The 14,269-nt window shown below is 59.0% G+C and carries 13 protein-coding genes; 11 read left to right on the top strand and 2 right to left on the bottom strand.

From position 1 onward, the window contains the following. Nucleotides 1–160: 160 nt before the first annotated feature. Nucleotides 161–1,381: a CaiB/BaiF CoA-transferase family protein gene (locus DK871_RS01695; protein WP_161903763.1), complete on the bottom strand. Its 1,221-nt coding sequence runs from the start codon at nucleotides 1,379–1,381 to the stop codon at nucleotides 161–163. 13 nt (nucleotides 1,382–1,394) lie between these two features. After that, nucleotides 1,395–2,576 (bottom strand): acyl-CoA dehydrogenase, encoded by a 1,182-nt coding sequence (locus DK871_RS01690; RefSeq protein ID WP_003187423.1) that lies wholly within the window; start codon nucleotides 2,574–2,576, stop codon nucleotides 1,395–1,397. 158 nt (nucleotides 2,577–2,734) lie between these two features. Between DK871_RS01690 and DK871_RS01685 the strand changes: the two genes are divergently transcribed. The 11 genes from DK871_RS01685 (at nucleotide 2,735) to DK871_RS01635 (ending at nucleotide 14,260) form a co-directional block, all read left to right on the top strand. Continuing rightward, the gene (locus tag DK871_RS01685) at nucleotides 2,735–3,634 is read left to right on the top strand and encodes a LysR family transcriptional regulator (RefSeq protein WP_161903762.1); all 900 of its coding nucleotides are present in this window, start codon (nucleotides 2,735–2,737) and stop codon (nucleotides 3,632–3,634) included. A 452-nt stretch (nucleotides 3,635–4,086) separates the two neighbouring features. Next, nucleotides 4,087–5,208, top strand: coding sequence for a Re/Si-specific NAD(P)(+) transhydrogenase subunit alpha (locus tag DK871_RS01680; protein WP_161903761.1), 1,122 nt, complete (start codon nucleotides 4,087–4,089; stop codon nucleotides 5,206–5,208). A 15-nt stretch (nucleotides 5,209–5,223) separates the two neighbouring features. Then, on the top strand, nucleotides 5,224–5,544 hold the full coding sequence (locus DK871_RS01675; RefSeq protein ID WP_003187417.1) for an NAD(P) transhydrogenase subunit alpha: 321 nt from the start codon (nucleotides 5,224–5,226) through the stop codon (nucleotides 5,542–5,544). Then, entirely contained in the window at nucleotides 5,544–6,980 is a 1,437-nt protein-coding gene (locus DK871_RS01670) for an NAD(P)(+) transhydrogenase (Re/Si-specific) subunit beta (protein ID WP_014716357.1), read from the top strand. The genes DK871_RS01675 and DK871_RS01670 overlap by 1 nt, the downstream gene beginning before the upstream one ends. 180 nt (nucleotides 6,981–7,160) lie before the next feature. Beyond that, a complete protein-coding gene (locus tag DK871_RS01665) occupies nucleotides 7,161–8,654 on the top strand; it encodes an acetyl-CoA hydrolase/transferase family protein (protein WP_003187414.1) in 1,494 nt (497 codons plus the stop codon). Between the two features lie 318 nt (nucleotides 8,655–8,972). After that, a complete protein-coding gene (locus tag DK871_RS01660; RefSeq protein ID WP_003187413.1) occupies nucleotides 8,973–9,188 on the top strand; it encodes a DUF1127 domain-containing protein in 216 nt (71 codons plus the stop codon). 330 nt (nucleotides 9,189–9,518) lie between these two features. Next, nucleotides 9,519–9,839: a DUF2388 domain-containing protein gene (locus DK871_RS01655; protein ID WP_056790582.1), complete on the top strand. Its 321-nt coding sequence runs from the start codon at nucleotides 9,519–9,521 to the stop codon at nucleotides 9,837–9,839. A gap of 106 nt (nucleotides 9,840–9,945) precedes the next feature. Then, on the top strand, nucleotides 9,946–10,254 hold the full coding sequence (locus tag DK871_RS01650) for a DUF2388 domain-containing protein (RefSeq protein ID WP_161903760.1): 309 nt from the start codon (nucleotides 9,946–9,948) through the stop codon (nucleotides 10,252–10,254). A gap of 39 nt (nucleotides 10,255–10,293) precedes the next feature. Next, nucleotides 10,294–10,614 carry a DUF2388 domain-containing protein gene (locus tag DK871_RS01645; protein ID WP_161903759.1) on the top strand — a complete coding sequence of 107 codons (321 nt, stop codon included), beginning with the start codon at nucleotides 10,294–10,296 and terminating at the stop codon, nucleotides 10,612–10,614. Beyond that, a complete protein-coding gene (locus DK871_RS01640) occupies nucleotides 10,611–12,572 on the top strand; it encodes a DUF4105 domain-containing protein (RefSeq protein WP_161903758.1) in 1,962 nt (653 codons plus the stop codon). The genes DK871_RS01645 and DK871_RS01640 overlap by 4 nt, the downstream gene beginning before the upstream one ends. Before the next feature lie 380 nt (nucleotides 12,573–12,952). Then, nucleotides 12,953–14,260, top strand: coding sequence for a CitMHS family transporter (locus DK871_RS01635; protein ID WP_003187405.1), 1,308 nt, complete (start codon nucleotides 12,953–12,955; stop codon nucleotides 14,258–14,260). The last annotated feature ends 9 nt before the right edge of the window (nucleotides 14,261–14,269 follow it).

Here is a 14,269-nt window from a genome sequence, read left to right as displayed (position 1 = left end):
TTGTTTACCAAGGAGTTTTCCGTTTCGACTGCGCCGGAAGTGGGGCGAATTATAGACAGATATAATTCGCCGTCAACTCTTAATTTTGCTTTTCTATCAATAAGTTAGCTTCGGTTAAAAAACAGCCAGCATCCACTGCGCGTCTATATAGAAGGGAAGTTCAAATAACGCCCGCCTCCTTCAATGCGGCCACATGAGCAGCTCCCAACCCCAGAACCCCCTGCAGCACCTCAAGCGTATGCTCCCCCAATAGAGGAGGCGCACTCCGGTACTCCACAGGCGTCTTGGATAAGCGTATCGGGCTCGCAACCTGGGGTACCGTCCCCGCCAATGCGTGAGGCAGCTCAATCGCCAAACCACGCGCCTGGACCTGAGGATCGGAAAACACCTGCGCCAGATCATTGATGGGCCCACATGGCACACCCACTTGCTCCAGCTGCCACACCCACTCAGCGGTCGTCTTGAAGACCGTCGCTTGACGGATCAAAGGAATCAGCTCCGTGCGATTAGCCACCCGCGCGCGATTGGTGGCGAAACGCACGTCATCCGCCCATTGTGGCTGCCCGGCGACTTCAGCGAACTTACGGAACTGCCCGTCATTGCCTACGGTGAGGATGAAATCTCCGTCGGCGGTGGGGAAATCCTGATAGGGCACAATATTGGGGTGAGCATTCCCCAGGCGCTTGGGCGGCGCCCCGGTTGTCAGGTAATTCATCGCCTGATTCGCCAGGCAAGCCACCTGCACATCCAGCAACGCCATGTCGATATGTTGCCCACCACCATCATGGTCGCGATGAGCTAGCGCAGCCAGGATCGCAACGGTCGAATAAAGCCCGGTCAAGATGTCGGTCAAGGCTACGCCAACCTTTACCGGCCCGGCGCCTTCATCCCCTTCAGGCCGCCCGGTCAGGCTCATGAGCCCGCCCAAGCCCTGGATCATGAAATCGTAGCCGGCGCGCATCGCATAGGGGCCCGTCTGGCCAAACCCGGTGATGGAGCAGTAAATCAGCTCCGGGTTGACCTCTTTGAGGGATTCATAGTCCAGCCCATAGGCCGCAAGGCCGCCCACCTTGAAGTTTTCGATCAGGATGTCCGACTTGGCAGCCAGGTCGCGCACCAGCTTCTGCCCCTCCGGCCGCGTAAAGTCGATGGTCACCGACTCTTTATTACGGTTGGCCGACAGGTAATACGCTGCCTCGCTGGTGTTCTCGCCATCCGCGTCCTTAAGGAAGGGCGGCCCCCATGCGCGCGTGTCATCGCCACTACCTGGCCTTTCGACCTTGATCACCTCGGCCCCAAGGTCTGCAAGAATCTGCCCGGACCAGGGGCCCGCGAGTACTCGCGACAAATCCAGCACTCGCAGATGCGAAAGCGCGCCCATGCCCATGCTCCTATTAATAGAACGCTTGAAGACCGGTTTGCGCGCGCCCCAGGATCAAGGCATGCACGTCATGGGTCCCTTCATAAGTGTTGACCACTTCCAGGTTGACCAGGTGGCGTGCCACCCCGAACTCGTCAGAGATGCCGTTGCCGCCCAGCATGTCCCGAGCCATGCGCGCGATGTCCAGCGACTTGCCACACGAGTTGCGCTTCATGATCGAAGTGATCTCAACCGCCGCCGTACCCTCATCCTTCATCCGACCCAGGCGCAGGCAACCTTGCAGGGCCAGGGTAATCTCGGTCTGCATGTCGGCCAGCTTCTTCTGGATCAGCTGAGTGGCAGCCAATGGGCGACCAAACTGCTGGCGATCGAGTGTGTACTGGCGCGCGGTATGCCAGCAGAACTCAGCAGCCCCCAGCGCGCCCCAGGAAATCCCGTACCGTGCCGAGTTAAGGCAGGTGAAAGGACCTTTCAAGCCACGCACATCCGGGAAAATATTTTCTTCCGGCACAAATACGTTATCCATGACGATTTCACCGGTAATCGAGGCCCGCAAACCCACCTTGCCGTGGATAGCGGGAGCGCTCAGGCCTTTCCAGCCTTTTTCCAGGACGAAGCCACGGATATCTCCCGCATCGTCTTTGCCCCACACCACAAACACATCCGCAATCGGACTGTTGGTGATCCACATTTTGGCGCCGGTCAGGCTGTAGCCGCCATCCACTTTGCGTGCACGAGTAATCATCGCTCCCGGGTCGGAACCATGGTTGGGCTCGGTCAGCCCGAAGCAACCGATCCATTCGCCAGAGGCCAGTTTGGGCAAGTACTTCTGTTTTTGCGCCTCGGTACCGAACTCATTGATCGGCACCATGACCAAAGAGGACTGCACACTCATCATCGAGCGATAGCCGGAGTCGACACGCTCGACCTCACGCGCAATCAAACCGTAGCTGACGTAGTTCAAACCACTGCCACCGTACTGCTCGGGGATCATCGCCCCCAGCAAACCGGTCTCGCCCATCTCACGGAAAATAGCGGGGTCTGTCTTTTCATGACGAAAGGCTTCGAGCACACGAGGAGCCAGCTTGTCCTGAGCAAATTGCTCGGCGCTGTCACGTACCATGCGCTCTTCTTCGGTGAGCTGTTGATCCAGCAGCAGCGGATCGATCCAGTTGAAGCTTGCCTTGCCAGCCATGAATTAAGTCCTCGCGGAAAAAATCAGAAGTCGTGGAACCAGACTAGGCGCGGTCAGCGCAGAGGGCAAACGAGGTTTTCGCATAGGCTTGTGCTAATTTCTCACTTCGTAACACTCAAAAAGCCCAGAAATGCGCTTTATCTGTGAGGGCAACGTACATGCGCAGAAAAATCCCCAGTACCACCGCACTCATCAGCTTTGAGGCAGCAGCTCGGCACGAGAGCTTTACCAAGGCAGCACTGGAGCTTTCCATCACCCAAGGCGCGATTTGCCGACAGATAGCCAGCCTGGAGGAGTTTTTGAGTGTCGAGCTGTTTCGCCGCTCACGCCGTGGAGTGAAGCTGACGGAGGCGGGGCTGTCTTATAGCCGTAGAGTTGCAACGCAGCTGGACGCCGTAGAGCGCGATACCCTATCGGTGATGGGCCAGCAGGGCGTGAATGTGATCGAACTGGCGGTGGTACCTACCTTCGGCACGCAATGGCTGATCCCACGCCTGAAGGATTTTCAACATCAGCACCCGGAAGTGACGGTAAACCTGACAAACCGTACGCGCCCCTTCCTGTTCGCCGATACCGAGTTCGATGCGGCGATCTACTTCGGAGATGCCGATTGGTCGGGTACGCAATCCCACAGGTTAATGGGCGAAAACCCGGTACCGGTATGCAGCCCGCGCTTACTCGGCGACCGCACGCACTTCACCCCTCAACAGATCGCCGAACTGCCCCTGCTGCAGCAGACCACACGCCCCTACGCCTGGCGCCAATGGTTCAACGCCCAACAACTGAACATCCCACGCGACATGACAGGCCCTCGATACGAGCTATTCTCGATGCTGTCTCAAGCGGCTATGCATGACATGGGCATCGCACTGATTCCTCCCTTCCTCATACAGCGCGAGCTGAAGGAGCAACACCTGGTAATCGCGAGCACCGACGCACTGACCAGCGAAAAGGCTTATTACCTGATGATTCCTGACAAAAAGGTCGAATCTGCCTCTCTGCATGCATTCAGGGACTGGCTGATCGACCAGTCAATGCGCTACAACCCATGTAAATAAAGGACAAAGCGCAATTACTGACTTTGTAGTCAAATAAATCATAATCCTACAGATATACGTATATGTCGCATTTGAACAGACTGTACTTATCAGCCAAAAATAAGGCTCAAAGCCATGTATCTCATGGCTCGTAGCGACTCTTACCGGCCAATGCACGACTATTCACACTGGCAATGGAAAAACGGACTGAAAACGCCTGAACGCCTTTAAAGACCTGTATTTAAAGAGGTTATTTCAGCTTGTTGCGACAATCAGTCACAGGGTGACTTGTAGTTAATTTTTCGTCACCCGTCATAATCCCTTGATGGCCGTAAAGTTCGCCTGCAAAATGCCGCGCCCCGCTGTCATTTCAGCGGGATCGTGCTGATCGGCCGCCCCAGTTGCGCCACTCGCGGTGCACTGGCCTTTTTACAAAAAGATCAAAAGCAAAAAGATCATGCAGGAGATTTGACGTGCACATTGGTGTTCCTCTCGAAACCCAGACCGGTGAAACGCGGGTGGCTGCCACCCCGGAAACCATCAAGAAGCTGATCGGCCAGGGCCATAAGGTCACTGTACAAAGCGGCGCAGGCACCAATGCCAGCATCGTCGACAGTGCCTATGAAACGGCAGGCGCCACCATTGGCAGTGCCAACGACGCGTTTGGCGCCGAGCTGATCCTTAAAGTGGTTGCTCCCAGCGACAGCGAACTGGCGCTGATCAAAAGTGGCACCGTATTGGTGGGCATGCTCAACCCGTTCAGCAACGAAACCATCGCCAAGCTCGCCGAGCGGGGCATCACCGCTTTCGCCCTGGAAGCCGCGCCGCGCACTTCACGCGCTCAAAGCCTTGATGTGCTGTCTTCGCAGGCCAACATCGCCGGTTACAAGGCCGTGTTGCTAGCCGCTCATCACTACCCGCGCTTCATGCCGATGCTGATGACCGCTGCCGGCACTGTAAAAGCCGCGCGCGTACTGATCCTCGGCGCTGGTGTGGCGGGCCTGCAAGCCATCGCCACGGCCAAGCGCCTGGGCGCGGTGATCGAAGCGTCCGACGTACGCCCGGCGGTAAAAGAGCAGATCGAGTCCCTGGGCGCCAAGTTTGTCGACGTACCGTACGAAACCGATGAAGAGCGTGAGTGCGCCGTCGGTGTCGGTGGCTACGCGCGCCCGATGCCCAGCAGTTGGATGCAGCGCCAGGCCCTGGCCGTGCACGAACGCGCCAAACAGGCCGACATCGTCATCACCACCGCCCTGATCCCGGGCCGCAAGGCTCCGACCCTGCTTAGCGCCGATACCGTGGCGCAGATGAAACCCGGCTCGGTGGTCATCGACCTCGCTGCGGCCCAGGGTGGCAACTGCCCGCTGACCGTGGCCGACCAGGTCGTGGTGGAAAACGGCGTGATCATCTGCGGCCCGACCAACCTGGCGGGCGCGGTCGCCGCCGACGCCTCGGCCTTGTATGCGCGCAACCTGCTGGACTTCCTGAAGCTGGTCTTCACCAAGGAAGGGCAGTTTGAAATCAACCTCGAAGACGACATCGTCGCCGCGTGCCTGATGTGCCGCGACGGCCAAGTCATCCGCAAAAACGCCTAAGCAGGGATTCAGACGATGGAAGAGCTTATCTCCCCCGGTATCTACAACCTGATCATCTTTGTGCTGGCGATTTATGTCGGTTATCACGTGGTCTGGAACGTAACACCTGCATTGCACACGCCGCTGATGGCCGTGACCAACGCCATTTCCGCGATTGTTATCGTCGGCGCCATGCTCGCCGCCGCTCTCACCGTGACGCCACTGGGCAAGACCATGGGCACGCTGGCCGTGGCCCTGGCGGCGGTGAATGTCTTCGGTGGCTTCCTGGTCACCCGCAGGATGCTTGAGATGTTCAAGAAGAAAGCCCCGAAAGTAAAAGAAGAGGCGCCCAAGTAATGAGCATGAATCTCGTGACGACGCTCTACCTGATCGCGTCGATCTGTTTCATCCAGGCCCTCAAGGGCCTGTCGCACCCGACCACTTCGCGGCGCGGCAACCTGTTCGGCATGCTCGGCATGGCGCTGGCGGTACTCACCACCGTCGGCCTCATCTATAAGCTGGGGGCTGAACTGGCGACTGCCGGTATCGGCTACGTCATCGTTGGCCTACTGGTTGGCGGCACCGCCGGCTCGATCATGGCCAAGCGTGTTGAAATGACCAAGATGCCTGAACTGGTCGCGTTCATGCACAGCATGATCGGCCTGGCAGCGGTGTTCATCGCCATTGCCGCCGTGGTCGAGCCGCAGTCCCTGGGCATCGTCAAGCACTTGGGCGATTCGATCCCGGCCGGTAACCGCCTGGAACTGTTCCTCGGTGCCGCCATCGGTGCAATCACCTTCTCCGGCTCGGTGATCGCATTCGGCAAGTTGTCGGGCAAGTACAAGTTCCGCCTGTTTCAGGGCGCACCGGTACAGTTTGGCGGGCAACACAAACTGAACCTGGTGCTCGGCCTCGCAACCCTGGGCCTGGGTCTGGCGTTCATGTTCACCGGCAATCTCAGCGCGTTTGCACTGATGCTGGCCCTGGCTTTCGTGCTGGGTGTGCTGATCATCATCCCGATTGGCGGCGCCGACATGCCCGTGGTGGTGTCGATGCTCAACAGCTATTCCGGCTGGGCAGCGGCGGGCATCGGTTTCTCGCTGAACAACTCGATGCTGATCATCGCCGGTTCCCTGGTGGGCTCCAGCGGCGCGATCCTGTCGTACATCATGTGCAAGGCGATGAACCGCTCCTTCTTTAATGTGTTGTTGGGCGGCTTTGGCAATGCGCCGGATGCGGGTGCTGCGGCAGGCTCTAAAGAAGCACGCCCGGTGAAGTCCGGCTCCGCTGATGACGCCACCTTCCTGCTGACCAACGCCGACACCGTGATTATCGTCCCAGGCTACGGCCTTGCAGTGGCGCGGGCACAACACGCACTCAAGGAACTGACCGAGAAGCTGACCCACCACGGCGTCACCGTGAAGTACGCGATCCACCCGGTGGCGGGTCGTATGCCGGGGCACATGAACGTATTGCTGGCCGAGGCCGAAGTGCCTTACGACCAGGTGTTCGAGATGGAAGACATCAACTCCGAGTTCGGCCAGGCCGACGTGGTGCTGGTGTTGGGCGCCAACGACGTGGTCAACCCGGCCGCCAAGAACGACCCGAACTCACCCATCGCCGGCATGCCGATCCTCGAGGCGTTCAAGGCCAAGACCATCATCGTCAACAAGCGCTCGATGGCCAGCGGCTATGCGGGCCTGGACAACGAGTTGTTCTATCTGGACAAAACCATGATGGTGTTCGGCGATGCCAAGAAGGTCATCGAAGACATGGTCAAGGCCGTCGAATAACACTGCGCCAGCGCAATACACGAAACCCTGGCCTCACGTAGGCTGGGGTTTTTTATTAGCGGATGAAACCCGACCAAAGGCTCTAAATCGCGACCTGGCATTCGACCATGGTAGCGGGCCGAAACTTTTTGAAATCACTACACTGCCCACCTTGCTTTCCGTAGCCAGAGATAACAATTCATGTACCGTGATCGTATCCGCTTGCCTTCGTTGTTGAACAAGGTCATGAGCGCGGCAGACGCCGCTGCACTGATCGAGGACGGCATGACCGTCGGCATGAGCGGCTTCACCCGTGCCGGTGAAGCCAAGGCCGTCCCCCACGCCCTGGCCGAACGCGCCAAGACTTCGCCGCTCAAAATCACGCTGATGACCGGCGCCAGCCTGGGCAATGACCTGGACAAGCAGTTGACCGAAGCCGGCGTACTGTCACGACGCATGCCCTTTCAAGTCGACAGCACCCTGCGCAAGGCTATCAATGCCGGCGAGGTGATGTTTATCGACCAGCACCTGTCGGAAACGGTCGAGCAACTACGCAACAACCAGCTCAAGTTGCCAGACATCGCCGTGATCGAAGCCGTCGCGATCACTGAGCAGGGCCATATCGTGCCCACTACCTCCGTAGGCAACTCGGCCAGCTTCGCGATCTTTGCCAAACAAGTGATCGTCGAGATCAACCTGGCGCACAACCCGAACCTGGAGGGGTTGCACGACATCTACATCCCGACCTACCGGCCAACGCGCACGCCGATTCCGCTGGTAAAAGTCGACGACCGTATTGGCAGCACCGCGATTCCGATCCCGCCCGAGAAAATCGTCGCCATCGTCATCACCAACCAGGCGGACTCCGCCTCCACGGTGACGCCGCCTGACAGCGATACCCAAGGCATCGCCAACCACCTGATCAACTTCCTCAAGCAAGAAGTCGATGCGGGGCGCATGACCAACAAGCTCGGGCCGCTGCAAGCCGGCATCGGCAATATTGCCAACGCGGTGATGTGCGGCTTGATCGAGTCGCCGTTCGAAGACCTGACCATGTACTCGGAAGTGTTGCAGGATTCGACCTTTGACCTGATCGACGCCGGCAAGCTGAGCTTTGCCTCCGGCAGTTCGATTACCTTGTCGGAGCGACGCAATGCCGATGTGTTCGGCAACCTGGAGCACTACAAGGATAAATTGGTGCTGCGCCCGCAGGAAATTTCCAACCACCCTGAAGTGGTACGCCGCCTGGGCATCATCGGTATCAATACCGCGCTGGAGTTCGATATCTACGGCAACGTCAACTCCACCCACGTCTGCGGCACGCGGATGATGAACGGCATCGGCGGCTCCGGGGATTTTGCCCGCAATGCGCACCTGGCGATCTTCGTCACCAAGTCGATTGCCAAGGGCGGCGCGATTTCCAGCGTGGTACCGATGGTCAGCCATGTGGACCACACCGAGCATGACGTGGACATTCTCGTCACCGAAGTAGGCCTTGCCGACCTGCGGGGCCTGGCGCCACGGGAGCGCGCTCGGGTCATTATCGATAACTGCGTGCACCCAGCCTACCGCGATGCCCTCAACACTTACTTCGATGCGGCCTGCGCCATCGGTGGGCATACCCCGCACATTTTGCGCGAGGCACTGAGTTGGCACATCAACCTGGAAGAAACCGGGCACATGCTCAAGGCTTGAGGAATACAGATCCGGGCTGATGCAAATACAGTTTCATCAGCTCGGTGAACCTACCCGCCATTATGGAAAAAACTGTACTGCTGTACTGGTCATTTCCTACCGAAATATCCCTCGCCTCAACTCAAAAATGCCGATTTTGCACCTTTTAAGTGCGCACAGGTACAGTTGCCCCAATTTCGTACCGTACAGCCTCTTTAAACAGTTAACTGGCCTCTCACAATACAGGTGAACTGTATCTAGAGAGTCTTGCCTTGGAAGAGGATCATTGGCATCAGTTAAACCACTACCTAATCCCGCCACAAGCGGAAGGATGTCATCATGGAACGTACACTCAGTTCCGAACTGTTCTTCGAAGAAAAAGCTGTAAACACCCAGGCTTCCCTGCCTTTGCGCGTTCTCGCCAACCTGATGTTGTGGCAGCGCCGCATCTCCAGCCGCCACCAGTTGGCTCGCCTGGATTCGCGTCTGCTGGCTGACGCCGGTATCAGCGAAGCTCAACGCTACGAAGAGCTGAGCAAGCCGTTCTGGCGCTAAGTGGCGCCCGCTGGCCCTGACCTGACGGGTCCACTGCCAGCAACCTGATTTGTCAAAGCAAAGCCCGCCCCGGGTAACCGGAGGCGGGCTTTGTTGTATCTGCGATAGCGCATTGGATTGGCTTGATTCAAGCACACAGACACAGTTTTAAATTAATAAAATATGACAGGTACAGTTTAATTACAGGCTTCCGAATAGCCCGGCACACGCCTAATATCCGTTCACCACGTGGCGAACCCTGTAGAGCGTGCGTCTGATGCTCGACAGTCCCAGTCCGTTTCATTGTGGCCGTTTCGCGCCACCTTATTATTCGTCTACAGGAGTTACCCCATGTCCCGTCTTCGCCTGCTGTGCACTGCCGCTGTGCTGACTCTGGCTGCCAATGCCAACGCGAGCAGCCTGATCATGACGACCGACTCGATCGTCGGCGCTCTGAAGGCAACCTCCGATGCCACGTCTGACGCCACCTCATCCCTGCGCGACAACAAGGTTGTACAAGCGGCCCGTGACGACGCCGCCAGCTTTGTCGCCAGCCAAGGTGCCATCCGTGGCGTGAAACTGGAAAGCGCCCTGGCCCAGATCCGCCAACAAGCGCCGCAATTGAATACCGCAACCGATGCACAGCTGGCACAGGCCATCCTGGCTATCTGACCCACGGCAACCAGACGGGAGCGCCCGCCGCTCCCGCATGGCTCGACGCTGGCTCTCGCCCGGCGGTTGCGCTAGCCTTGGCGCTCGCTTTCAGTCGTCGAGTCCCATGGCTTTTTCATACCGTTTATTGATTTTCCCTGTACTGTTTTGCGCCTGCTGGTCACCCATCGCTTCAGCGTTGGATGTGTCCACCCAGAGCACGGTTGTCAGCGTGTATGCCACCAGCAAAGTGACCTCTGCGCCGTTCGACAATAAGTTGGTCCTGGCCGCTCGGGATGATGCTGCCGCTTTCATTGCCACTGACGGCCAATGGCGGGGCGCACGCCTGGAGTCCGCGCTGGACTATCTACGCCGTACCCAGCCAAAACTTCATGCAAGCGACCTTGAACTGGCGCAGGCAATTCTCGTCCAATAATCATCGTTGTATTTCTATCTTTGTCATTGGAGTCACCCCATGCGTAGCCCGCTGATCGTCGCCGCCCTCGGCCTGTTGTTTTTGGCCGATGTCGCCCAGGCGCAAACCTTGAAGGCCACCAGTAACATCATCGTGCGTGCCTCGGCGCGCACCATTGATTTCACCTCGGACACCACCACCTCCATCCGCGACTCCAAGATCGTGCGCGAAGCCCACGATGACGCCGCCAGTTTCGTCGCCACCCATGGCGAGATCCGTGGCGCCCAGTTGGAAGCCGCGTTCGATACCCTTCGCACCCGCGTGCCAGAAGCCCGTGATGCCAGCGACCAGACCCTCGCCGAAGCTATCCTCGCTCTGTGAGGCGTCTCAAAACCTGGCTCCTGGCCGGGGCCGTGCTGCTGTGCGCGAGTACGGCCCAGGCCGGCCTGCAACTGCGGCTCAAGACTGAAGGCTTGAGTCCGGCCGAACAGCAGGCCAGCCAGGCATTGCTCGATGAAGCGCTGCGTTCCTTGCCGCCGCGCTTTGTCGAGCAGTTGGACCGACGTATCGATGTCGGCTGGACCGACAAGATGCCTGACAACGCCTACGGCCAAGCGTCTCTGGTGTCTGAGCTCGACCTCAACCAAAACCTGCTGGCCAGCCTGACTGACGGCAGCGCCGCCACCCAGAAAACCAATCGCCCCCACGGTACGGTGCGCCGGGAAATGCTCGCCACGGTGCTGCATGAACTGACCCACATCTATGACCGCGCGCGCCTATGGCCCAAGGACGAGCGCACGCTGATCCAGCGCTGCAGCCGTCAGAACAACATCACCGGCTTGATCGGCTTGCCCGACCAGTGCCGTGGCCAGAACGACCGCCGCTTTACCCTCAGTGACGACCCGCGCTTGCTGGACCTTGCCGGCTGGCCACAATATGTGGGCCGGCGCGGCGAGCGTGAGCAGCACAACCATCAGGTGGTGCGCAGCCCGGACATCTACGAAACCACCAGCCCGCTGGAGTTTGTAGCGGTCAACATGGAGTACTTCCTCCTGGACCCCAGCTACGCCTGTCGCCGCCCCGCGCTGTTCCGTTATTACAAGGATCACTTCGGCTGGGCTCCACCCGAACAAGACACCTGCGCCAGCACCTACCCCTTCCTGAACGCAGGCAACGATTTCGCCAAGACGCCCCTGGGCCAGATCGACCCGGAACGCGTGTATGAAATCGACTACCTGCTTGCCGAAGCCAACCAAAACCTGGTGAGCCGTTGGGGCCATAGCATGTTGCGCCTGGTGATTTGTGCCCCGGGTCGCCCACGTGGTCCGGATTGCCGACTGGACCTGGACCGGCACCTGGTCTTGTCTTACCGCGCCTTCGTCGGTGACGTCCAGCTGTCGAGCTGGGATGGCCTGGTGGGTAAATACCCGTCACGGCTGTTCGTCCTGCCGCTGGCCCAGGTCATTGATGAGTACACCAAGACCGAACTGCGTGGCCTGGCGTCGGTGCCGCTGAAGCTCAGCCGCCAGGAAATCAACGACACCGTCGAACATGCGGCGCAGATGCACTGGAGCTATGACGGCAACTACTTCTTTATCTCCAACAACTGTGCGGTTGAAAGCCTGAAACTGTTGCGCAGTGGCAGCGCCAATCCGCAATTGACCGGCCTGGACAACATCACCCCCAACGGTTTGCTGGAAGTGCTCAGCGCCCGCGGCCTGGCCGATACCAGCGTATTGAACGACAAGCGCGAAGCACTGCGGCTGGGGTATCACTTCGACTCGTTCCGCGAGCGCTATCAGGCCATGTTCGATGTGTTGCGCAAGCAACTGCCGATCAAGCAGACCCAGGTCGAAGACTGGTTGTCCCTGGATGCGCAAGCGCGTCGCCAATGGTTTGCCCAGGCCGACCTGCGTACCAGCGCCGCGCTGTTGCTGCTGGAGCAGGCCAGCTATCGAAAACAACTGATGCTCGCTCAGGACGAGGTCAAACAACGCTATCTCAATGCCCGCGAGCTGAAAAACGGTGGCATGGAGAAAGCCAACAACACGCTGCAGCAAATTCTCGCCAACAGCGGCTTCCTCAGTCGCCCGGCCGAGTTGCTGGACAGTGGGGGTTATGGCCTGCCACAACCTTCGGAAGCCAAGCGCCTGGAATCAGAGAGTGCCGAACGCCAGAAGCAGTTGCAGTCGTTGACCGGCGAGCTGGATAAGGAGGTGAGGGCGCTGCTCGATCCATCCCGCGCAGCCGAGATTGCCGCCTGTGAGGCCAACCTCAAACAGGTGGGTGAGCATTTGCGGGCCTTGCACAAAGCCGCCGGCGGCCTGGAACTGCCCTGATATTCTGGCAGCGACCACTCTCCAGATGTGGGAGCTGGCTTGCCTGCGATGACGGTGTCACAGCCATAAGAGATGTTGGCTGATACACCGCCATCGCAGGCAAGCCAGCTCCCACATTTTGTTCTGCGCCAATCTTGAGAATGGGTGCCTGCCCTTCATCAGCTGTTTTCTCAGCGAAAGCTGGCTGAAAGCTTCCCCGTCTAGGATCGCCCTCACTGCCGGCAACAGACCGGCTGTTAACAACAACAATGGTGATTCCCGATGTCCGCTCGTACCCGCCTGTTCGCTCCGACTCCACCCGTACGCCTCGTGCCTTTCGTTCTGCGCTGACCGCCACTCGGTCCGCCATTCCCTAGCCGCGCTACGCCTGGAGTATTCCTATGCTGACTTTCCTTGGCTTTGCCATGGTCATCACGTTCATGTTCCTGATCATGACCAAGCGCCTGTCCGCGCTGATCGCCTTGATCATCGTGCCGATCCTGTTCGCGCTGTTCGGCGGTTTCGCACCGAAGATCGGCCCGATGATGCTCGAAGGCATCACCAAGCTTGCGCCGACCGGCGTGATGCTGATGTTCGCCATCCTCTATTTCGCCTTGATGATCGACTCCGGCCTGTTCGACCCGGCCGTGCGCAAGATCCTCAAGATGGTCAAGGGCGACCCGCTCAAGGTGTCGGTCGGCACCGCCGTGCTGGCCTTGGTTGTATCTCTGGACGGTGACGGTGCCACCACCTACATGATCTGCGTCGCGGCCATGCTGCCGCTGTACCAGCGCATCGGCATGAGCCCACGGATCATGGCCGGCCTGATCATTCTCGCCGGTGGCGTGATGAACATGACCCCCTGGGGTGGCCCGACGGCGCGCGCCGCCAGTGCACTGCATGTAGACCCGTCGGACATCTTCGTACCGATGATCCCGGCCATGGCCGCCGGTGTAGTGGCGATCCTGGTGATTGCCTACATGTACGGCAAGCGCGAACGTGCGCGCCTGGGTGAATTGCACCTGCAGGGCGACGAGATCGACCACAGCGAAATCAGCGTGTCGCAATTTCCCGACGCCCGCCGTCCGAAATTGATCTGGTTCAACGGCGCCCTGACCCTGGCGTTGATGTGCACCTTGATTGCCGGCCTGTTGCCGCTGCCGGTGCTGTTCATGGTGGCGTTCAGTATCGCCATGATCGTCAACTACCCGTGCCTGCAGCAGCAGAAGGACCGCGTCGCGGCTCACGCCGGTAGCGTATTGGCGGTGGTGGGTTTGATCTTCGCCGCCGGTATCTTCACGGGCATCCTGTCGGGCACCGGCATGGTCGACGCCATGTCCAAGAGCCTGCTGGCGGTCATCCCCGAAGCCATGGGCCCTTACCTGGCGGTGATCACCGCGTTGGTGAGCATGCCGTTCACCTTCTTCATGTCCAACGATGCGTTCTACTACGGCGTACTGCCGGTACTGGCCGAAGCCGCCAGCCATTACGGCATCACCGCTGTGGAAATGGCGCGGGCGTCGATCGTCGGGCAACCCGTGCATTTGCTCAGCCCACTGGTACCCTCGACGTACTTGCTGGTTGCCCTGGCGGGTATCGAATTCGGCGATCACCAGCGCTTCACGCTCAAGTGGGCAGTGCTGGTGTGCCTGTGCATAATGTTCGCCGCATTGCTGATGGGGATTTTTCCGCTGTTCAGCACTCTATAATCGTACCGA

Source organism: Pseudomonas sp. L13, from assembly GCF_009935965.1.
GTDB lineage: Bacteria > Pseudomonadota > Gammaproteobacteria > Pseudomonadales > Pseudomonadaceae > Aquipseudomonas > Aquipseudomonas lactis.
Note: the sequence above shows the minus strand (reverse complement) of the source record. Positions and strands in the feature narration are given on the sequence as shown.

Bases quoted from the DNA above. Each gene is read 5' to 3' on its own strand.
- DK871_RS01695 (WP_161903763.1), bottom strand. From the start codon at position 1,381: ATGGGCGCGCTTTCGCATCTGCGAGTGCTGGATTTGTCGCGAGTACTC.
- DK871_RS01690 (WP_003187423.1), bottom strand. From the start codon at position 2,576: ATGGCTGGCAAGGCAAGCTTCAACTGGATCGATCCGCTGCTGCTGGAT.
- DK871_RS01685 (WP_161903762.1), top strand. From the start codon at position 2,735: ATGCGCAGAAAAATCCCCAGTACCACCGCACTCATCAGCTTTGAGGCA.
- DK871_RS01675 (WP_003187417.1), top strand. From the start codon at position 5,224: ATGGAAGAGCTTATCTCCCCCGGTATCTACAACCTGATCATCTTTGTG.
- DK871_RS01670 (WP_014716357.1), top strand. From the start codon at position 5,544: ATGAGCATGAATCTCGTGACGACGCTCTACCTGATCGCGTCGATCTGT.
- DK871_RS01665 (WP_003187414.1), top strand. From the start codon at position 7,161: ATGTACCGTGATCGTATCCGCTTGCCTTCGTTGTTGAACAAGGTCATG.
- DK871_RS01660 (WP_003187413.1), top strand. From the start codon at position 8,973: ATGGAACGTACACTCAGTTCCGAACTGTTCTTCGAAGAAAAAGCTGTA.
- DK871_RS01655 (WP_056790582.1), top strand. From the start codon at position 9,519: ATGTCCCGTCTTCGCCTGCTGTGCACTGCCGCTGTGCTGACTCTGGCT.
- DK871_RS01650 (WP_161903760.1), top strand. From the start codon at position 9,946: ATGGCTTTTTCATACCGTTTATTGATTTTCCCTGTACTGTTTTGCGCC.
- DK871_RS01645 (WP_161903759.1), top strand. From the start codon at position 10,294: ATGCGTAGCCCGCTGATCGTCGCCGCCCTCGGCCTGTTGTTTTTGGCC.
- DK871_RS01635 (WP_003187405.1), top strand. From the start codon at position 12,953: ATGCTGACTTTCCTTGGCTTTGCCATGGTCATCACGTTCATGTTCCTG.